This window comes from Helicobacter pylori, from assembly GCF_006440215.1.
In the GTDB taxonomy this organism is placed as follows: domain Bacteria; phylum Campylobacterota; class Campylobacteria; order Campylobacterales; family Helicobacteraceae; genus Helicobacter; species Helicobacter pylori_CS.
In genome coordinates this window covers 69,887-90,354 of the sequence record NZ_VEZH01000001.1, presented here as the reverse complement: position 1 = coordinate 90,354, position 20,468 = coordinate 69,887, and the positions used below count along the sequence as shown (strand labels likewise).

Genomic DNA, 20,468 nt, shown 5'->3' with positions numbered 1-20,468 from the left:
GTGAAAATCAAATTCAAACGATTGGATTATCAAGAAAAATGCTTGAATCAGATTTTAGGGGTGTTTAAGGGGATCTATTTTGAAGAGCCAGAAAATGACGCTCAAAGGATTGCTAACCCTGTTTTTGAAATAGAGGCGCTCAAAGATGTTTTATTAGAAAATATTGAGAATTTGCGATCGAAACAAAAAATAACCCAGGGGAGCGTGGGGATTGAGAAGTCGTTAAACTGCGACATTTTAATGGAAACAGGCACAGGGAAGACCTTTTGCTTTTTAGAGTGCGTTTATGCCTTGCACAAAAACTACCATTTGTCAAAATTCATCGTTTTAGTGCCAAGCAACGCCATTAAATTAGGGGTTTTAAAGAGTATTGAAATCACCAGAGAATTTTTTAAAAGCGAATATTCTAACACGCATTTAGAGAGCTATGAAGATGTAGAAAGATTTATTCTAGCGAGTAATCACAAATGCTGCGTGTTGGTGATGACTTTTTCTGCCTTTAATAAAGAGAAAAACACTATTAATCAATCATGCTTAGAAAACACGAATCTATTCAATGGCGCAAAAAGTTACATGCAAGCTTTAGCCAGTATGCGCCCTATCGTAATCATGGACGAACCGCACCGATTTTTAGGCGATAAAACAAAAAAATATTTGGAACAATTAAACGCTTTAATCACGCTCAGGTTTGGGGCGACTTTTAAAGATGATTATAATAATTTGATTTACGCGCTAGACAGCAAAAAAGCGTTTGATTGCGCCCTAGTGAAAAGCATTAGCGTGGCGTCTGTGGGGGAGAGTCAAGAATGTTTTTTAGAGCTTAAAGAGACTAACAAAAAGCAAAATGAATATGAAGCTACGATTAGCTACACGAATTTAGAAAATAAAACCCAAAGCGTCAAAGTCAAAAAGCATGATAATTTAGGCACGCTAACTCAAATCAGCGCTTTAGAAGATTACATTGTGGAAAACATCACTAAAACCGAGGCGCGTTTCCTCAATGGCTTTAATTTGTTGCTGGATCAAAAAGAGCCTTTTTCTCATCTTTTAGAGGGCGAGCAAGAAGTGATGCTGAAAGAAGCGATAAAAAGCCATTTTGAAAGAGAAGAAGGGCTTTTTAAAAAAGGGATTAAAGCCTTGTGCATGGTGTTTATTAGCGGGGTGAATAGCTATTTAAGCGAGAATGAAAAGCCGGCCAAATTAGCCCTTTTATTTGAAAAACTCTACCAACAAGAGCTTGAAGAAGTCTTAAAAAAGCCTTTAGATGAAAATTATAGAGCGTATTTGGAGCGCACCAAAGACGCTATTCAAAAAGTGCATGGAGGGTATTTTGCTAAAAGCAAAAAAGAGAGCGATGAAGCCCAAGTGATCGCGCTCATTTTAAAAGAAAAAGAAAAATTGCTGAGTTTTGATTCCGATCTCAGGTTTATTTTTTCGCAATGGGCGTTGCAAGAGGGGTGGGATAACCCTAATGTGATGACGATTTGCAAATTAGCCCCTAGCCATTCCAATATCACGAAATTGCAACAAATCGGTAGGGGGCTAAGGCTCGCTGTGAATGATAAGGGCGAACGCATCACTAAAGAGCATGCTGATTTTGATTTTGTCAATGAATTGGTGGTGATCGTGCCGCAAGTTGAGGGGGATTTTGTGGGAGCGATCCAGCAAGAGATAAGCGAACACAGCTTGATTAAACAAATATTTAGCGCAGAAGAGTTAGAAAAAAGCGGCATTGTTAAAAAAGGGTATTATGGGGTTTTATTGGAAACATTAGAGGGTTTGGGTTTTGGAGAAAAAACAGATGATGAAAACTTTAAACTCACTCTCAATCAAAACGAATTTTTAGAAAAAGAGCCGGAACTAGAAAAATTAAAAGATAAAAAATACCTGGATCTTGAAAAATTAAAAGATTTTTTAAAAGATCGTTTAGTGGGCCATTTTAGAGTGAGGAACAAAAACGAGCGAAAAACTGAAAAAATCAAAATCAATAAAGAAAATTTTAAAAAATTTGAAACCTTATGGGAGGGTTTGAATTATCAAGCCCAGATCGCTTACGCCATTGATAGCGAGAGCTTGATTGATGAGATTGTAACAAAGATCAACACTTCTTTTAAGGTCAGTTCAAAAATCGTTTCGGTTACAACGCATAAAAAAGTAGAAACGATGGGAAATAACGCCACAACAGAGATTTTTGAGCGAGAAAGCGCATGCGTGTGGAGCTTGCATGAATTTATCAGCGCCTTGTCTAATAAGGTGAAATTGAGTTTTAAAAGCGTGGCTAAAGTGTTGGAAAACATTGATGAAAACCAGTTTGAGCTAATTAAAAAAAACGAACAAGAGAGCTTACGGCGTTTAGAAGAGCTGTTTTTGGAAATTATTTATCAAAATATTAAAGATAAAATTTCCTATCAAATGCGCGAAACGACGATTAAAGACAGAAAAAACGATGCGTTTTATGATGAAAAGGGAGAGATTAGAGAGTTTTTAGACGGGAGTTTGGGGGCGGATAAATATGAGATTAAAAATTCAAGCGCCCAAGAAAAATGCCTGTATGAAAATTTCATGCAAGTGGATAGCGAGATTGAAAAAGACACGATTGAAGAATCTAACGACACTAAAATCATTGTTTTTGGCAAGCTCCCTAGGGTTAAAATCCCAATAGGGTTAAATCAAACTTATAGCCCTGATTTTGGGTATGTGGTTGAAAATAACGATAAAAAAGTGTTGTTAGTGGTGGAAACTAAGGGGGTTGATAAAAAAAGCGAATTGCGCCCTGAAGAAGAGCGGAAAATTTCAACTGCTAAGAAATTTTTTGAAGCTTTAAAAAAGCAAGGCGTGAATATTGAATACCAAACCAAGTTAAATAAAGATCAATTGAGCGCGTTGATCAATGAAGTTTTAAATCGTAAAGGTTAGAGTTAATAAGATCAATTGCTCTAATGTTTCACATGGAACAATTTCAATTTGGATCAATTTAAACTTAATCTTTAAAAAGGTCTTATTGAAATGAATACGATAAGGTTTGATTAAATTTACTAAGGAGTAGTCAATGGAGTTAAAAATCAATATAGAGAATTGTTATGGGATAGGAAAGATACAAAAAACATCTTTAGATTTTTCAAAATCAAATAGCTGTCTTTTATATGCTCAAAATGGGGTTTTTAAAACTTCATTTGCAAAAAGCCTGACCGATTTGATAAATAACGAAATGCCAAAAGATAATTTTTATCCTAATCGTAGAAGTAAAATAGAGATTGAGTTTAATGGTAATATAATATTAAAAGAAAATGTTGCTGTTTTTCATTCTTATGATGAAGAATTTAGCTCTGAAGACAGCGTTACAAATTTTATGGCAAAATCAGACCTCAAACAACAATATGATAATATTCTTTCAGAATTAGAAAAAGAAAAGAAGGTGCTTCTAGAAAGTCTTAAAGATATTGCAAGCGGTTTTGATTATGAAAAAGAAATAAAAACCATTAAAAATGAAAAAAATAAAAATTTTTATGAAATTTTAGACACTTATTTGACTGAAATAGAAAGTAGCGAAAAACACTATTCTTTTAAATATCATGATATATTTGATAAATTAGGAAAAGTGAAAGACTTTGTCAATGAGAATCGTGATTTGATTGAGCAATATTTCAAAAAATATAAAGAATTATTTTATCTATCTAAGATTTTTAAACATATGAATAGTGGGGATTTTGGAACAAACCATGCTGATGATCTTAAAAAAGCTTTAGAAAATGACAGATTTTTTAAAGCTAACCATAGTTTGATGATTGCTGGAGAGGAAATTAAAGACTATAACAAATTATCAGAGATCTTTGAAAATGAAAAAAATAGAATTTTAAATAATGAGGAGCTTAAAGAGAGCTTTGATAAGATTGAAAAAGTCATAAATGCTAATAAGGAACTTAAAGCCTTTAAAGATGCTATCAGTAAGGATAATACATTATTGACAGAACTTTTAGATTATGATTCTTTTAGAGTAAAGGTGTTGTTTAGCTATCTTAAACAAGTTATTCAAAATGTTAAAAGTTTGGTTAATCTTTATAGAGAGAAAAAGCCTAAAATAGAAGAAATTATAAAACAAGCTAACAAAGACTAGAAAGAATGGGAATCTGTTATTGAAATTTTTAATCAAAGATTTCTTGTTCCCTTTAAAGTGGAGCTTCAAAATCAAAAAGATATTTTATTGAATAAAGACACCGCGCAATTTAGATTTATATTTTCTGATAACAATCAGGATATGAATGTTCAAAAAGAAGATTTGCAAAAACATTTAAGCGGAGGAGAAAAGAGAGCGTTATATATCTTACAAATCTTGTTTGAAATTGAGGCTAGAAAAAGAAGCGACGAAGTCCAACTTTTAGTTTTGATGATATTTCAGACTCTTTTGATTATAGAAATAAATATGCAATTATTGAGTATCTTAATGATTTGCAAGAATGCGGGCAATTTAAATTGCTTGTGATGACGCATAATTTTGATTTTTATCGCACCCTAGCAAGCCGTTTGAATATTCCTAGAGAACAGATTAAGATGATCCGCAAAAATGATGCTAGAGAAATAATTTTTAAAAATGGTGGGTATTTGAAGAGTTTTATTGAATGTATTAGAAACTCAAAAGAAGATAAAAACTTTTTTGCACTGATACCTTTTGTGAGAAATTTAATTGAATATACAAGACCTCAAGCAGACAAAGACAACGATTATATAAAACTTACAAGTTGCTTACACATGAAAAAAGATACAAAAAATATTCAAATTCAAGATATTTCAAAGATTTTTGACAGCGTCTTTAGCACAGAGCGAAAAAAGAAAAAAATTGAAAAAGATAACTCAAAATTATATCATCAAGCAATTTATGATATTGCAGAAGAAATTTATAACGATAAAAATTGTAATCATATTGAATTACAAAATAAGATTATTTTTTCAATAGCGATCAGATTAAAAGCTGAAGAATGGATGTTAAATAAACTAAATCAAGAATTCAAACCGAAGAAAAATCAAACAAGGGAGTTATATGATGCCACCAAAAAAGAACTATCTGATGATGAAAAAAGAATTATACAAAAGGTTTTAATGATTACTCCTGAAAATATTCACATTAACTCTTTCATGTTCGAACCCATTTTAGACACATCTCTTGATCATTTATATACATGTTTTGAGGAAGTCAAAAATTTAAATTAAATAAGGCTTATCAATAGATCAATTATCCTAATGTTTCACATGGAACAATTTTAAAGAAAAGCGTTTTATTTAAAATTCATGGCGCTTTTGTTATAATCGTTTTTATCCCATTTCAAAGGCGTTTTATGATTGAGTTCGTTCACATCCCGCTCAAGGATTTTATTAAAAAATACAATCCCCAAGAACCCAAAAAGGAAACTATAGAAAATTTTGAAAAAGAAATAAACAGCTTATTAGAAAACGCAAAAGGACAAGATGGTGAAGAATTTCAAAAAAATGAAATCAATTCCTTTTTAAAAAATACCTATGACTATCATTGCAATACCTACGAAAAAGTGGATAGCGCGATCTATGTGGATGGAAAAGCTTGGGTGCTTATTGAAGCCAAAGCCCTAAACAATAGGAACGAATTCCCCAAAGACAGAGAAAACCCGCTCAGTAAAGCCTTTTGTCAAATGGTTTTTTATTTTTTAAAAGAGATAAAAAACAACAACTCCCTAAAACACGCCATTATTTGCAACGCGCATGAATTTTTCCTCTTTGATTGTAAGGATTTTTGCACCCTTTTCCAAAACGATAAAGAAATCGATAAACTCCATAAAAATTGCGCTAAAAAAGAAGGCACAGACCCCAGCACCAAAAGATTCTACAGCGATTTAGAGGAATATTTAAAAAAGGATTTTAAAGGCGAACTCCGCTACACTCACTTTAATTTGAGCAGCGATGATCCTAAAGAGCTCCCTTTGATTTACCAAGTTTTAAGCCACGAAGTCCTTTTAAAGCAAAAGAAAACCCTTGACGCTAACACGCTTAACAAAGATTTTTATGAAGAATTGCTCTACATTTTAGGGTTAGAAGAGCAAAATGACAAAGGGAAAATTTTAATCAAGCCTAGCCGCACCAAAAATTCCCTAAGCGATGCTTTAAAAGAGAAATACAAAAATTTAGACGATGAAGAAGTCATGGCGTTACTCATCGCTTGGAATAACCGCATCTTGTTTTTACGGCTTTTAGAAAGCCTTTTAATTTCTTTCAAGCATTTTGAAAAACCTTTCTTAACCACAGAACACTTTAAAGATTTCAACGACCTAAACACCCTCTTTTTTGAAGTCCTAGCCAAGAAAAATAACGAGCGTTTGTCAGAAATTAAAGAAGACAAGATTTTAGAAAAAATCCCTTATTTGAATTCCAGTTTGTTTGATAAAACGCCTTTAGAATTAAAGGGGTATGAAATCAAGCTTTTAGACAATAAAAAGCTAGAAATCTATAAAAATTCCGTTCTTAAAAAACATGAAGATTACCAAGAAAAAAAAGCTTTGTCCTTGCTGGAATACTTTTTTAAATTTTTGCGTCTTTATAAATTCACCACCACCCCTAAAGACATTAAAGATAATACCGATACCAGCGAAAGCCGTTTGATTAACCCTAGCGTTTTAGGGCTTGTTTTTGAAAAACTCAACGGCTATAAAGAGGGGAGCTTTTATACCCCAAGCTTCATCACAAGCTACATGTGTTCAGAGAGTATCAGCCAAATCGTGTTGGATAAATTCAATCAAAAATATAATATAGAGTGTGAAAAATTAGACGAATTAAAAAATTATCTCAAAAATGAGAGCTATAAAGAGGATAAACGCAAAGAATACTTGCAATTCCTTCTCACTTTACGCATTTGCGATCCGGCGGTGGGGAGCGGGCATTTCTTGGTTTCTGCGCTCAATGAAATGGTGTGGATTGCTTATAAGCTAGGGCTTATTGCTTCCTTGCATCGCTACGATCTTAAATTAGAAAACGATGAAATTATCATTCACCACGCACCAACGGGTGAAATCTTTAACTACAAAAAACCGCATAGCGAAAACGATCCCCACCACCAAATCCAAAAAGAACTTTTTGAGCTTAAAAAATCCATCATTGAAAACTGCCTTTTTGGCGTGGATATTAACCCCAATTCTTGCGAAATCACCAAGCTCAGGCTATGGATAGAGCTTTTAAAATACAGCTATTACATTTTTGAAAATGGCAAGAACACCAACGCGCTTGAAACCCTCCCCAACATTGACATTAACATTAAGTGCGCTAATTCGCTTATCTCACGCTTTAATTTAAATGACGATCTCAAAAAGATCCCCAATATCAAGAAAAAAATCCAAGAATACAAAGATCTAGTCGCCCAATACAAAGACCCAAACCCTCTCTATCCCTTAAATAAAGCAGATCTTATTAACAAAATCCAAGACTTAAAAAACACTTTTTCCCTCACGCTCAAAGATCCTAAAACCAAAGCAGAGCTTGAAAAGACTATTGAAAAACACATCAAAAAATACAATTTCTTTGCTCTAGACGATAAGAGTTTGCTAGATGGGTTAAATTACATTATCCCAAGCCTTTTTGGCACGCCAAAATTAAGCCCTAAAGAAGAGGAAGAGGCTTTTGCTTCTTATGGGCGTATTAGAGCTTTAAGGAAAAAGCTTGATGATGCCTTAAGTGGTGGAGAGTATCACAATGCGTTTGAATGGCGCTTTGAATTCCCTGAAGTGCTAGACGATGAGGGGAATTTTTTAGGCTTTGATTGCATCATTGGCAACCCGCCTTATATCCGCCAAGAACAAATCAAACCCCTAAAGCCTTTATTACAAAAGCAATACCAAGATTTCTATAACAGCACCGCTGACATTTACACCTACTTTTTTGCCCTAGCTTACCACCTTTTAAAAGAAAAAGGGTTTAACGCTTTTATCACTTCTAACAAATACGCGCGCGCCAAATACGGCGCTAAATTAAGAGAATGGCTGCTCAAAAAAAACCACCATTGTCAGCTACATGGAATTAAACGCCTTAAAAGTCTTTGAAAGTGCTACCGTGGATACCAGCATCATGAGTTTCATCAAACAAACGCCCCCTAAAGAGAGCGATTTTAAATATTACGAACCCACCCCAAACGATAAAGACGATTTGAAAAGCCCCTCCCTTTTGATGAGACAAAACGCGCTTTCAACAGAAAGCTTTATTTTTGCCAACGCCACGCTTTTAGATTTGAGGGACAAAATAGAGAGTGTTGGCACCCCGCTTAAAGACTATGACATTCAAATCAATTACGGGATAAAAACCGGTGCTAACGAAGCCTTTATCATTCCTACTGAAAAAAGAAACGCCATTTTGAACGCTTGCAAGACGCAAGAAGAAAGAAAGCACACAGAGGCGCTCATCAAACCCATTTTGAGAGGGAAAGACATTAAAAGGTATTCTTATGAGTGGGCTGGGGAGTGGGTTATTAACACCCATAACGGCTACACTTCTGCCCTTAAATCTAAAATCCCTCCCGTTGATATAGAAAAATACCCCGCAATCAAAGCGCATTTAGACTCTCATTTTGACACTATTGCCACCCGATCCGATCAAGGAGACACCCCCTATCACTTAAGGAATTGCGCGTATTTAGAGGATTTTGAAAAAGAGAAAATTGTGTATGGCGAGATCGTGCAAGAGCCACGATTTTATTTAGATAATGGAAAATGCGAATTAGGGTATTTTTATGCAGAAGCCACGAGCTTCATTCTCACAGGAGAGCATTTGCGCTATCTTTTAGGAATGTTGCATTCTAAATTGATTACTTTTGCTTTCAAAACTTTCTATGCAGGCGGAGGACTAGGCGAGAGTGGTTATCGCTATAAAAAGGCTTTTATAGAACGGCTACCCATTCCTAAAATCACGCCGCAAAACCAAGAATTAGCCGATAAAATCACCGATGGCGCAAAAGCAATCCTAGAAGCAAAAGAAAAAGATCCTAAAGCCAACACCTTAGAATTAGAAAAAGAAATTGACGCCTTAGTCTATCAGCTCTACCACCTCACCGATGAAGAAATTAAGATCATTGAAGACGGGCAGTGAAAAGCTGATTTTCCACTTAAGGATAACCCCCTAATTTAGGGGGCAACTCTTTTTAAAAATTAGCGTTTGATCACTAGATCAAACTTTAAACCCAAAAAACTGATTTTTAGGTATAATTCTTTCCAAGAGTGTTTACTACGATGATTTTTCATAGTAAGCTCCTAAAAGTGGATTTTACCCCCTAATCTCTAGTGGAATAAAAATTAGGGGGTGAAGCGTTATTTTATCCTAATCTCACAAAAACGATTTTGATAAAAGTTGCAAACCGCTCATTTAAAATCGCATTAAAAACTTTCTTCCCAATTTTTGAATTTAGTTATATATTTGTTCAACACTGCAAATTTTTAACTTAAAGCTTATTTTTAGAGCTTAAGTGATTGACCTTACTTTTTTCTTGAAAAATATCTTTATAAATAAAGAAATTAAAATCATTGAAAACAGGCAGTAAATAAAAAGCGCTTTACCTTAAAGGAAACCCCTTAAATAGGGGAAACCTTTGGCTTAATGGGTTTTTTTAACAACGATTTTAACCCTATACTTAAAAAAGGGTATTTTTAAGTATAATACAACCAAAGGTTTTTTACCATGTTTTTTGGACATAGTAATCCTTTGAAGGTAATTTACCCCCTAATCTCTAGTGGAATAAAAATTAGGGGGTGAAGCGTTATTTTATCCTAATCTCACAAAAACGATTTTGATAAAAGTTGCAAACCGCTCATTTAAAATCGCATTAAAAACTTTCTTCCCAATTTTTGAATTTAGTTATATATTTGTTCAACACTGCAAATTTTTAACTTAAAGCTTATTTTTAGAGCTTAAGTGATTGACCTTACTTTTTTCTTGAAAAATATCTTTATAAATAAAGAAATTAAGATCATTGAAGACGGGCAAGAAATAAAAAGCGCTTATTCTTTGTCTAAGAAACACCCCCCTTTAAAAAAGGGGGACTCTTGAAAAACTATCGTTTGATTTTTAATTCCAAACAAAACCCTAAAAAATTGATTTTTAGGTATAATGTTTCCCAAGAGTATTTACTATGATTTTTTCTCATAGAAGTCTCCTAGACAAACTTTACCCCCTAATCTCTAGCGAAAAACTAGGGGGTGAGCGTTATTTTATCCTAACCCTTAAAACAAGCAAGAACAATCAAACACAATTTAAAGATTAAAAAAGCTTTTTCTAACGCATGGCTTTGGAATAAAACCATATAAAGAATAGTGGGGGGCGTGATGTTTAAAGCAAACGCCTTAAAAACTAAAAAATATCATGAAATTGCTTTTAAATCTGTATATTGGCTAGGAAAACTTTCAAAAAGAGGGTAATATCAGTGAAAAAAGTGAAAGAAAAGACTTATTTTGAATGTCTTAATGAGATTTCTCAAAATAAACTTTTTAAGAGATTGTTAGGATACGGGATGTTTGCAGAAAGGATTCCTAACTTTCTGACATCAAAGCCTTTTTACAGATATTGCAAGAATAATAAAGATAAGATATTCCCCAAACGCAAGATGGGGTATCAGCATATTACTTATGAGGGAATAAGAGATATTGGAACGCCCAGATATTTTGCTATCCCTAATCCTTTGGCTTATTATAATCAGTGCAAAATTCGATAATTGGGATAAATTAAAGGAGTATTTTAAAGAAAAGACAGATGGCAATACCCATAAGATCAGCCGCATCCACATTCAAAAAATCCCTAAAAATAAAAAAATTTTTCAAAACGATTATTCTAAAGATAGAGTTGCTATGAGAAAAAGTATTTTTGATATGGGTCATAAAGATATTTTTTGTGAGGGAAAATTAGAGATAAGTATTCGTATTGGCGCTAGATACAAGCTAAAGGCTGATATATCCACTTGTTTCCCAAGCATTTATACGCATTCAATTCCTTGGGCAACAAGAGGTAAAGAAGTTGCTAAAAAAGACAAAAATCATTGGAGCGATGAGATTGATACCCAAACAAGAAACATGAATCATAAGGAAACTACGGGGATTCTTATTGGACCGCATAGTTCCAATTTGATTTCAGAAATTATTTTAGTCGCCATTGATGAGAATTTAAAAAATTTAAGAAAAGGGCAAAATAAAACAGAATATAGATATATTAGGCACATTGATGATTATACTTGCTATGTGAATTCAAGAGATGAGGCAGAACAATTTACAATCGATTTCGCAAAGTGTCTTAAAAGATATAACCTTTCACTCAACCACAAAAAAACAAAAATTTTTGAACTCCCTTTGATGCATGAAGAAGAATGGATCAATCAGTTAAAAATTTTTAAAATGGATGAGTATAAAGGGAAAATTAAATACCCTAGCGTTGTTGCTTTTTTAGATAAATCTATTGCATTGATAAGGCAAAATGATAATAAGGCTTCTATTTTAAAATATGCTATAAAAATGCTCAACAAAAAGAAGATGACATATAATGCAAGAGAATATATTTTAGCACCTTGCACCATTTAGTTTTGCTCTACCCCTATTTAATCCCTTGTATTGAAGGAGTGTTTGATAACAATAACTATCCGATCCAAACCAATCAAATTCAAGAAATTTCTAAGGATATATTTAAGACAGGGTCAAAAAACAATAATCATGAAGCTTGTTCTTATGCGTTGTATTTCTCTCTAAAATATGATTTTGAGATGGAAAAAACTTGCCATAATATGGTCCTTGAAAGTAATGATTGTATTTTTATGCTTTTAGGATATTTGAGAGCAAGAAAAGATTCAGATGGTTCTGCCATTGATAAATATTTAAAAAGAGCTGAAACAATGATTAAGTTAGAAGATAGAATATGTATATTAGATGATTTAGATGATGAATTTTGGCTTTTTGCATATGAAGTATTGAGAATTGAAAACGAAAATGCATTAAAAAATTGCAATGGTTGGAGTGAATTGTCAAAAAAAGGGGTTTCATTCATCAAAAAAGAATTTCAAAAATAAATTAAAAAGGTTACTAAATTCCCTTAATATGTGAAATAGCTCATTAGTTGAACCATCAATTGATTTTTGCTATTTTGAAAGGCTAAATATCCATTGAAAAAAACTTGAATTATTTCTCTAGAATTAGCTTTAAGAAATTCAAGAGATTAAAATCATTGAAAAAGGAATGGTTAGAAAGTTAACAATATTTAGTTAAAATTAGTAAAAACTGACTAGGAGGTAATAATGGTCAATGCTTTGGAGCTAGCAAAATATATTCTTAAACATTCAAACAAAGAATTGAGCAACTTAGAATTGCAAAAAACTTTGTATTTCACAGAGCTTGACTATATTAAAGAGTTTGACAAACACCTAGTTTCTGATGATTTTGAAGCTTGGAAATACGGACCTGTTGCAAGGGAAGTGTATTATGAATACCGCAATTATGGTGCCAATTCCATTGACAAACCCAAAGAAGAAACGCTCTCACAAAATCTTAGAAAAGATGAACTTGAAACCATCAACCACTCCATAGAAAAATGCAGCAAAAAATCCTATTGGGATTTAGTGAAAGAGAGTCATAAAGAAGATGGCGCTTGGCATAAAAGCTTCAAAGAAGATAGAAAAGAAATCATTAGTAAAGATTTGATCAGACAAGAAGCCAAACAAACAAATGGAAACTAAAGAAGAAGATAAAGATAAAAAGCTAGAAGAAATTATTGTATCGCTGTGTGAAAAGGGGGATTTGTCTAGCCAAACAGATCAAATCATCAAAGATCTCAAAGAAATCTATGAAGGAGAATACAGGCATAAATACTCAAAAATTACAACTATTATTTTAAATTCCACAAGGGATAAAGAGCAAGCCTTTATGACACTCGCACAAAATATAAGGACACTCAAAGAGATTCAAGATAATAAAGAAGTTGAAAGCATTAAACCAAAACTAGAAAAGCTTTATGATCACATGAATTTAGAGTGTATCAGACTGCAAGATTTTGATGAGAAAATGAGTAGAGTTAAAGATGTTTCTATAAAGTTAGAAAAAGAACTAAATAAAAACTATGAAAAATTAAGCGAAGAATTGAATAAACAACAAACGCAATACATAACCATTTTAGGTATTTTTGCCTCTATTGTTTTAACATTTGTTGGGGGATTGGCGTTTTCCACTTCTGTTTTATCAAATATTGACAAAGCGAACGCCTACCGTTTGGTTTTTGTTATGGCTTTTATGGCTTTATTTTTTGGGAATATTTTGTATCTGCTTTTTTCTTTTTTATCAAAAATATCCTTATCAAAAGAGGAAAAAGATAAACAAGAAAATTTTTGCAAAAAACCCATGTTTTGGTTTAATTTAATAGTTACAATTCTATTTGTGATTGGTTTTTGTGGAGAATTGCATATAATACAGAGATTAGTTTCTAAATATCTTTAAATTCAATCCAACCCATTTTTTGCGTCCATTCCAATAAAACTTGATTTGAAAATTTCAATACTCACTCATTGAAAAACCTGAACTATTTCTTTCAAGTTTAGCCTTAAGAAATCCAATCACGTGCTTATTTAACACCGCAAGCCTTTTAACTTAAATTCCTTTTGATTAAGAACTCAATAAGTTCCACAGAAATCATTTCAATTCTTAAACAAAGATTCTAAAGCTTCTACCCCCACTTTTGGCGTTTCTTTTTCGTTTTCATTTTCTGTATTTTCTTTGACGCTAGGAATGGTTTCAAACTCTATGTGATAGCCTGTAAGCATGGACGCTAAGCACACATTCACCCCGCCTTTACCGATAGCCTTAGATTTTTCAATGTCCAATAAACGCACTTTAGCCTTTTGCAAATGGTTGTTGACGATAAAACGCTCTTGAATGGATTCTTTTTCTTCAGCACTCAATTCTTCTATGGGGATTTTTTTAATTTCAACGCTTAAAATTTTGGCTGGAGCGAGCGCTAAAGTGATATAAATTTCAGGCACATTAGAATACTCTATGCAATCAATGTTTTCTTTATTCAATTCGTTACTTATTGCATTAATGCGCACGCCCTTAACCCCCACAGCCGCACCTATGGGATCAATCCTAGCGTTATGGGAAAAAAAGCTCACTTTCGCTCTGTTGCCTGGGATTCGCGCGCAATGGATGATTTCAATTTCTTTATCTTTAATTTCAGGGACTTCCAATTCCAACAAAGCTTCAAGCATTTTAGGGGTGGTGCGGCTCAGCTCTAATAATAAGCCTTTTTTCGTGCGTTTGACTTGCGTTAAAACCGCTTTAATGCTATCGCCCACTTTAAAACTCTCGCCCTTGATGCGATGGCGCATGGAAAGAACGCCCTGAAATTGCTGCTCAATCTCAATAAAAGTGTTTTGGTTGTGATCCACTAAAATCACTTGCCCCATTAAAACGCTGTTAAGACGCTTTTGAAACGCTTCAAAGTGGCTGTCCTCTAACGCTTTTTCTAACTGGTATTGCAAATCTTTAAAAAGGCGGTTGATCGCTCCTTGCTTCATGCTCTCCAAACTCAAGCTGTAAGACAATTCGTCTTTAATCTTAACGCTTGGATCCATTTCTTTGGCTTTAGACAAGCTGATGTATTTAGAAGGGTCGTTAATCAATCTTTCATCACCATCTTCTAAAACTTCTACCAACTGGATAAGCTGGAGCTGCTTGTTTTCTTCAACCACCAAGTAGCGCGCTAGGGGGTCTAACTCATTTTGCGCCATTTTTAACAAACAACCTTGAATCACTTTTGAAATCATCTCTTTAGGCAAATTTTTTTCATACGCAATGCATTCTATAAGATCGCTGATTTTTTCCATTCTTAAGTTCCTTTAAATTGATGTTCTATCGTTTTTTTGTCATTCTCTATTGTGGGGGATATGGCATGTTTAAAAGAAATTTTATTATAGCGAATTTTTAAGCCTTATTAAGAATTTCTTCTAAAACCAGAGCGATTTTTTCAAAATCCTTTTCATTCAAGCTAAAGACTTCAAAGCATACAAATTCGCATGAAATTCTTGTAATAACGCCTTTTTGGAAAAGCTTTAAATAAAGTTTCTCACAATTTAAAATGCGGGTGTTTTTGGACTGGACTTTCACGCAAAAGGATTCTAATTCTCTATCGGGCAAATTCCCTATTTTAGAAAAGCTAGAGGCTATGCTCACATTCAATTCTAAAGGCTTTAAAAGAGCGTAGAGTTTGAGAGCTTTTTGCAATAAGGCGTCTTTAGTTTGGTTCAATAACGCATGGATTGCAATGTCTTCTTGATGATTGGCCCATGCTTTTAGGCTGCAAAAAAGCAAGATGAGCGTGATTTTACCCACCCTCAAGGCTCTATAAAGGGGGTGGTTTTTTAATATTTCAACCCATTCTTTTTGCCCCATAATAATGCCCGCTTGCGCGCTGTTAAAGAATTTATCCGCACTAAAGCTTAAAAGCGATGGCTTTAGGGCTAAAATTTCTTCTAAAGCCGTTCTATTTAATAAATCCACATCCCCTAAATTATAATAATCAATCAAATCATACTCTTTGGCTAGGGCTTGCAAATCTTTAAAGGGCGTGTCTTTTTTAAAATGGGGGTTGTGGGTTTTAAAGAGCATTTTGCTGTTTTCATTCAAGGCCAAGCGGTAATCCCTTAAATAAGCGCGATTAATATTCCCCACTAAATGCAGCCTAGCCCCACTATTTAACAAAATATCTTTAAGGTTAAAATCCCCCCCCACTAATTCCCCATAAGAAACAACGATTTCTTTTTCTTGCGCTAAAGCGTTAGCGATGAGGAAAATCGCGCTGGTGTTGTTATTGACAATTAAAATTTCTTCAGTGTTAAAACACGCCTTAAAAAGCTGTTTTAAAGGGGTTAAGCGGTTCTTTTTTTTAGCGGTGTTGAGATCGCATTCTAAATCAATGGGTTGGGTTAAAACTTCTTTTAAATAAGGTTCAATTTTTTCATAAAATTGCGGGCTAAAAAACGATCGCCCATGATTTTCATCAAAAACGCTCGCACTCGCATTGATGATTTTTTGATAAGGGCTTTTCAAAAGATCCGGGGTTATTTCAAGCGTTTCTTTAGCCATAGTGAAGCGCGTTTGATTCCTTTTTTGAGTTAAAATAAAGCGTTATCTTAAACTAAACTCGCTAAATTTTTAATAAAACTACTTTTTTAAAATCCTTAGGAGCATCTTAATGAGTTTATTGAGTGAGCGGAACTTTTTCCATAGAGTTTGGCGGTTTCTATAGGGCTTTTTCATGTTTGTTTCCATGTTCAAAATTCAAAAAGAAATCCTAAGATTTCTTTCATTTTAGAACTGATAGGATACCTCAAAACGCGCGTTAAATCCAGGAGCCGGGAGCGCCATGCGCTTGCCTTTGGGGATCATATCGCTCGCTGGAGCGTCCGCGCTCGCTTGAAACACAGAAGTTTGATCCACATATTGCTTGTTTAAGATATTGTTAAACACGGCTGAAATCCTTAAACCCTGCCATTTTTTAGAAGGCGGAGTCCAATTGATAAAGACATTATGCACGCCATACCCAGGTTTATGGATTTTGATCAAGCCGTATTGCGGGTAGTAGATAGAATAGCCCTCATAATACATGTTAGTTACAAAGCGTGAGAGCCAGGTTAAAGTAAGCCCCCATCTGCGAACATCATAATCGGCTTTTAAGATAAACACATTCCCAGTCGTTGCAGCTAGAGCGTAAGTGTCCGCTAATAAATGCCCCCTAGCCGTTGGCCAAGAGCGAGCCACTGAGAAAGTCCCTAAGAAATTCTTATACCTCACATTCCCTGAAACTTCATAACCATAAATATTAATGGTTTCGGGCAAATTCCCTGACATGTTTTTTGCGGTCGCGTTACCTCCGCCATTTTTAGAAGTGTCTTGCCCGTAGCTGTTGATGAAGTTATTGATGACTTGATAGAACGCTGCCCCGCGCACATTGAAATACTTGCTGTTGAAATCCACATTGAATTCCACATTTTGACCGATTGATGGGCGCAAATTCCTTTGATAAATCACCGTGGGATCGCGCATCAAAACGCCATCGCCAGGCAAAGCCCCCTTAGTTACATACGCATAGCTCACTTTCAAGCCAATGCTTTCAATGGGGTTATAAAGCACGGTTGCAGAAGGCGAGAAACCAGAAGTTACATGCGTGCGGCCGTTTTTATCTAACAAAGTGTAAATATCATAACGAGTTCCCGCACCCACGATCACATTGCTTAAAATATTGTAGTTCGCTTGCATAAACCCACCGATGATATTTCCGATCGCATGCGAATTTTGGGGCATGTTGCGATAGAGCGGGTTAGGGGTGTTGAGATTTTGAGGGTATTGAGAGCTTTGATCGGTGTAGTAATGGCGGTAAGGCAAGCCCGGCCCGTTAGGGTCGTTAGGATCAATGTTGTTTTTATAATAGCCGTTTTTGCCTTTATCCAATCCAGAGAAAACGCTCAAGTTTTGATAAATCATGCCGTATTCAAACACATTCCCGTAATCTTCGCTAATGGGGTGGGTTACTTTAACATTAACGCCTGAGTTGATCAAGAAAATCCTTCTGGCTAAAGTCCCCTCAGCGTCCGCATTCCCTAAAGTCCAATCGTTTGCGCTAGGGTTTTGAGCGTTAGGGGGGGTCATGTCATAATCAGGGTTTTTAGGGACAAGCCCATGATAAACATTCGCGCTTGTAGAAAGCATGGTAGCGTTAAGCTGCCCATAGCCTGCTTGCACCCCTCCACTAGAATCGCTAGCCCCTTGCCAGTTGATAGAATTAGGCGCGCCATAGCCTATTTGATAGCCTCCATTAGAAGGTCTGATAGCCCCTTGCGTGCATTGGCTGATATTATCCGGGTTGTTACACCACTCTTTCACTTCAGGAATGTAATCCGGATTAGCCGGCTCGTTAGAATTGTAAGCGAAAGGATTCACCACAGGGTTATAATTGCCCCCCCTTACCCCTAAAAAGGCGGTGGATTCAACGCGCGGCTGGTTAAAATTAGGGCCGCCTTCATGCTTGTATTTCAGACTCAAATTGTGGTTGAAGTTGATCGTATGGGCTAATTCTTTCCCAAAGTCAATCACAAAGGGGGCTGGTTGGCTTCCTGGGTCATTGGCTTTAGAGAGAGCTGAAGTGGTGTTAGGGCGTAAAAGCCTTGTAGAATTGTCTCGTGTGAGGTTGTAGCTCACGCTAATGCTATCGGTTTCGTTGATATAGCCATTGATTTTAGCTAAAACGCTATTGACTTCGCTCGGAGTCCCTACGCTCATATCGCTATTACTTGGATCTTGTAAATCGTAGTTAGGGTGGAAGACATTCCTAAAAGCGTTGTTCCCGTCTCTATAGTAAAAAATATTTTGATGGTTGTAATAAGCGAGTATGTCCCAATTCTTCCCACGATAGGCCGCCGTAGCGTTCATGCGATACCCAAAGTTGGTATAAAAGGCCGCTTCCGCTTTAGCCCCATAAGTTTGATTCTTTCTTAAGAAGTCGTTAGCGTCAATCGTGGTGAAAGACAATTTACCCGCAACAGCACCAGGACCTGCTGAAGCGTTCGCCGCCCCCTTAATCACTTCCACTTCTTTAATCATGTTGGGATCGATCACGGTGTTAGCGTCATGGTGGAAAATGTTACCATTTTGAGCGACGCCATCTATTGTTACCCTTAAGAGACGGCTCTCAATCCCCCTAACATAGATCTTTTGCGCCATTAAGCCCCCACTGGCTACATTCACATCCGCTCTAGTCCTAAAAATATCACGGATTTGGTTGCTTTGGCGTTGTTGGAGCTCTTTTCTGTCAATATACATTTTATTGTTGTATTCAAAAGTCCTTTCACCCTTAGTGGTTACCTTACCCAAAGTGTGGGTTGTTTCTTGAGCTTGCAAATTGCTAGCGACAATACAAGAGACAAACACGATACGAAATTTATTTCTAAGCATTTCTTTTAGCCTTTTTATTTACTTTTTTCTAAAAATTTAGTCAAGTTTTAAACCTAAGGTTATTATTACATTATTCTATTTAATAATACCTTAAATTTGTTTTAGGATTAAGAAAATACCAAGAAAAATATGATTAAAAAAAGTTTTAGCATTTTACTGAGAGGCTGATTACTGAGCGGCTGAATCAAGCGCTATTCGTGAAGAAGCGTTGCTCATTCCTCTTAAAAAAGTTTGAGAAGACACATTGATTTCAGCGTTTTGGCGGAAAATATCGCTTGGCTGGTTGCTTTGGTGCTCTTCTAAGTCATGGCGTTTGATAATGATGGTATTCCCCCATTGAAAGGGTCTATAAGCGCGCTTTTTTTTAACGATAAAATGAGGTTCTAGGTTTAAAAATTGCGCGTAACTGGGGAAATATAACGGCTCTAATAAAGGGTTTATGGGGTTTGCTTTTAAAACAATAAAGAGGAAAAAGAGGCTAAAGATTGCTTTCATAGCAAATTTTCACGCTCGCTCCCACTTGAGAATTGGGAGAAATTTCTAACTTGCTGATTTTTAAATAAAGATCAGAGATTTCATTGTAGCGCGTTTTTAAAGCATGGCTCAAATCTTTCAGGGCGTCTTCAATGAGAAGGTATTGTTTTTCTTGCATCATCTTTTGAATAAGCTCTTGGATTTCCATGTAGTCTAAATAAGCCTTACTGGGTAATTGCGTGTAGAAAAGATCCAGATTCACGCTTATTTTTTGGGGTTTTAAGCGTTCAAACTCTAAAATCCCTAAAATCGTTTCAAACACAAAGTTATGGACATGAACGCCTTGTTTAGTTTTCATAAGACTTTCTTTTCTTTACCAGCGAGCAAGTTAAAAATATTGCCCGCATGCTTGATAAGGGTAAAAATAAAAATAAGCACCATCGGCGTTTGCGTGCCGACTTCTTTAAGGATATTGACGCTGTCTGGGATATGCGTATAAGGCACAAAAAAGATAAGAACAGTCGCTGTGCCTACCCCTAGAATGCTAGCGAGTGAAGAGATTTTAAGCACCTTACCCACAAAAAACCACACCGTCAAGCCGATGAGACTTTCAATAGGGATGAGCAACACCACAGAACCCATGATTGTAGAAACGCCCTTGCCTCCATTGAAATTCAAAAAAGGCGAATAGCAATGCCCTAAAATGCTAGCGATAGCGACCATCCATTGCAAACTATAATCCAACCCAAACAATTTGCTCAAAAACACCGCAAACATGCCTTTGAATAGATCTAAGATTAAGACTAATAAAGCCATTTGTTTAGCGTTACTCACGCTTTTACTTTGTAAAGCGCGTAAGACATTCGTTGCGCCAATGCCTCCCGATCCGATTTTAGTAATATCCATGCCGTAAAAGATTTTCATTAACGCATAGCCAAAAGGAATCCCCCCAATAAGATAGCCCAAAAGGGTGAAAATCACATTGATATTGGTTAGGAAATTTAAAACGCTTTCCATAAATAC

Annotated in this window: 11 protein-coding genes and 2 pseudogenes; 7 read left to right on the top strand and 6 right to left on the bottom strand. The window is 35.3% G+C overall.

The window, feature by feature from the left end:
• The 7 genes and pseudogenes from FIM44_RS00405 to FIM44_RS00375 all read left to right on the top strand — a co-directional run bounded on the left by FIM44_RS00405 (position 1) and on the right by FIM44_RS00375 (position 13,463).
• Positions 1-2,916, top strand: coding sequence for a type III restriction-modification system endonuclease (locus FIM44_RS00405; RefSeq protein WP_140578504.1), 2,916 nt, complete (start codon positions 1-3; stop codon positions 2,914-2,916).
• Positions 2,917-3,049: 133 nt separating this feature from the next.
• Positions 3,050-5,205 (top strand): annotated as a pseudogene (locus tag FIM44_RS00400) (hypothetical protein).
• Between the two features lie 125 nt (positions 5,206-5,330).
• Positions 5,331-8,054: a type IIG restriction enzyme/methyltransferase gene (locus FIM44_RS00395; protein WP_425250967.1), complete on the top strand. Its 2,724-nt coding sequence runs from the start codon at positions 5,331-5,333 to the stop codon at positions 8,052-8,054.
• On the top strand, positions 8,026-9,093 hold the full coding sequence (locus FIM44_RS08900) for a TaqI-like C-terminal specificity domain-containing protein (protein WP_425250966.1): 1,068 nt from the start codon (positions 8,026-8,028) through the stop codon (positions 9,091-9,093). The genes FIM44_RS00395 and FIM44_RS08900 overlap by 29 nt, the downstream gene beginning before the upstream one ends.
• Positions 9,094-10,420: 1,327 nt before the next feature.
• A pseudogene (locus tag FIM44_RS00385) lies at positions 10,421-12,046 on the top strand (RNA-directed DNA polymerase).
• Positions 12,047-12,271: 225 nt separating this feature from the next.
• Positions 12,272-12,709 carry a Panacea domain-containing protein gene (locus FIM44_RS00380; RefSeq protein WP_140578502.1) on the top strand — a complete coding sequence of 146 codons (438 nt, stop codon included), beginning with the start codon at positions 12,272-12,274 and terminating at the stop codon, positions 12,707-12,709.
• Positions 12,699-13,463 carry a hypothetical protein gene (locus FIM44_RS00375; RefSeq protein ID WP_140578500.1) on the top strand — a complete coding sequence of 255 codons (765 nt, stop codon included), beginning with the start codon at positions 12,699-12,701 and terminating at the stop codon, positions 13,461-13,463. Before FIM44_RS00380 ends, FIM44_RS00375 begins: the two co-directional genes overlap by 11 nt.
• A 197-nt stretch (positions 13,464-13,660) precedes the next feature.
• Here FIM44_RS00375 and nusA read toward each other — a convergent pair whose 3' ends face one another.
• The 6 genes from nusA to plsY all read right to left on the bottom strand — a co-directional run bounded on the left by nusA (position 13,661) and on the right by plsY (position 20,462).
• Entirely contained in the window at positions 13,661-14,848 is a 1,188-nt protein-coding gene (nusA, locus tag FIM44_RS00370) for a transcription termination factor NusA (RefSeq protein WP_140578498.1), read from the bottom strand.
• 97 nt (positions 14,849-14,945) lie between these two features.
• Positions 14,946-16,106 carry an L-seryl-tRNA(Sec) selenium transferase gene (locus FIM44_RS00365; protein ID WP_140578496.1) on the bottom strand — a complete coding sequence of 387 codons (1,161 nt, stop codon included), beginning with the start codon at positions 16,104-16,106 and terminating at the stop codon, positions 14,946-14,948.
• 225 nt (positions 16,107-16,331) lie between these two features.
• A complete protein-coding gene (locus FIM44_RS00360) occupies positions 16,332-18,971 on the bottom strand; it encodes a TonB-dependent receptor (RefSeq protein WP_140578495.1) in 2,640 nt (879 codons plus the stop codon).
• A gap of 168 nt (positions 18,972-19,139) precedes the next feature.
• Positions 19,140-19,466 carry a Plug domain-containing protein gene (locus FIM44_RS00355; RefSeq protein ID WP_140578493.1) on the bottom strand — a complete coding sequence of 109 codons (327 nt, stop codon included), beginning with the start codon at positions 19,464-19,466 and terminating at the stop codon, positions 19,140-19,142.
• Positions 19,450-19,803, bottom strand: coding sequence for a dihydroneopterin aldolase (locus tag FIM44_RS00350; protein WP_140578491.1), 354 nt, complete (start codon positions 19,801-19,803; stop codon positions 19,450-19,452). Before FIM44_RS00350 ends, FIM44_RS00355 begins: the two co-directional genes overlap by 17 nt.
• Positions 19,800-20,462 carry a glycerol-3-phosphate 1-O-acyltransferase PlsY gene (gene plsY, locus FIM44_RS00345; RefSeq protein WP_238699878.1) on the bottom strand — a complete coding sequence of 221 codons (663 nt, stop codon included), beginning with the start codon at positions 20,460-20,462 and terminating at the stop codon, positions 19,800-19,802. Before plsY ends, FIM44_RS00350 begins: the two co-directional genes overlap by 4 nt.
• Between the last annotated feature and the right edge of the window lie 6 nt (positions 20,463-20,468).

What these genes read in the sequence shown, in the direction of transcription:
- FIM44_RS00395 (WP_425250967.1), top strand. Translation starts at nt 5,331, where the DNA reads ATGATTGAGTTCGTTCACATCCCGCTCAAGGATTTTATTAAAAAATAC.
- FIM44_RS08900 (WP_425250966.1), top strand. Translation starts at nt 8,026, where the DNA reads ATGGAATTAAACGCCTTAAAAGTCTTTGAAAGTGCTACCGTGGATACC.
- FIM44_RS00380 (WP_140578502.1), top strand. Translation starts at nt 12,272, where the DNA reads ATGGTCAATGCTTTGGAGCTAGCAAAATATATTCTTAAACATTCAAAC.
- FIM44_RS00375 (WP_140578500.1), top strand. Translation starts at nt 12,699, where the DNA reads ATGGAAACTAAAGAAGAAGATAAAGATAAAAAGCTAGAAGAAATTATT.
- nusA (WP_140578498.1), bottom strand. Translation starts at nt 14,848, where the DNA reads ATGGAAAAAATCAGCGATCTTATAGAATGCATTGCGTATGAAAAAAAT.
- FIM44_RS00365 (WP_140578496.1), bottom strand. Translation starts at nt 16,106, where the DNA reads ATGGCTAAAGAAACGCTTGAAATAACCCCGGATCTTTTGAAAAGCCCT.
- FIM44_RS00360 (WP_140578495.1), bottom strand. Translation starts at nt 18,971, where the DNA reads ATGCTTAGAAATAAATTTCGTATCGTGTTTGTCTCTTGTATTGTCGCT.
- FIM44_RS00355 (WP_140578493.1), bottom strand. Translation starts at nt 19,466, where the DNA reads ATGAAAGCAATCTTTAGCCTCTTTTTCCTCTTTATTGTTTTAAAAGCA.
- FIM44_RS00350 (WP_140578491.1), bottom strand. Translation starts at nt 19,803, where the DNA reads ATGAAAACTAAACAAGGCGTTCATGTCCATAACTTTGTGTTTGAAACG.
- plsY (WP_238699878.1), bottom strand. Translation starts at nt 20,462, where the DNA reads ATGGAAAGCGTTTTAAATTTCCTAACCAATATCAATGTGATTTTCACC.